Source organism: Mesorhizobium sp. M1A.F.Ca.IN.020.04.1.1, from assembly GCF_003997315.1.
In the GTDB taxonomy this organism is placed as follows: domain Bacteria; phylum Pseudomonadota; class Alphaproteobacteria; order Rhizobiales; family Rhizobiaceae; genus Mesorhizobium.
Genome location: NZ_RZSN01000420.1, coordinates 1 through 595 on the forward strand (window position 1 = coordinate 1; position 595 = coordinate 595).

Consider the following 595-nt stretch of genomic DNA (forward strand, 5'->3'; position numbering starts at 1 on the left):
GGTGGTGTCGAGCATGAGATATTCATTGTTGGGATCGTCGATGAGGGCTTTGAAGACCCGCTCCCACACGCCTTTGTTGGCCCAACGCGAGAAGCGGGTATGGACGCTCTTCCATTTGCCGTACCGCGATGCGCGCCCACTGGACGTTCGTCAGTTCGTACCGTTTGGCCATCCGTCGCGCTCCGAATCAGAACCCTCGGAACACAATGAATCAACGCCAAACCGCGTTGAGAATCCTGAATGTAGATTGGACCTAGTTGCCTCACTGGCAAGCCTCGCCAGCCTTAACCGCTCGGTCTTCTGTTCTCGGGCGGCGGCTTCACCGTTGGCGGGCTGCCCTGGTTGTGGCTTCCTGCTTCGTTTCGATCGCGGTCGGTTTGGGTTTGAATATTCCTTGCGGTATTTCAGGGTGTCGCACGATGCGGTCTCCAACCAGGAAAAGAAAAAAGGTCGGGCTTGCCCGACCTCCAGACTGCTGACGAACCCCGTCGATTTTCGGCGGGGTTTTGTTTTGCAGATTGATTGCGCTTGGGAAATTGGTGGCGGGAGCGGATGTCAGGAGGCCGCCGACGCAGATTTGGCCTCAGGCGAGGAC

The 595-nt window shown here is 57.5% G+C and carries 1 protein-coding gene; it reads left to right on the plus strand.

What is annotated here, in order from left to right:
* Nucleotides 1–40: 40 nt before the first annotated feature.
* The coding region (locus EOA49_RS33220; RefSeq protein ID WP_206520262.1) for a hypothetical protein at nucleotides 41–595 on the plus strand (555 nt) is incomplete at its 3' end.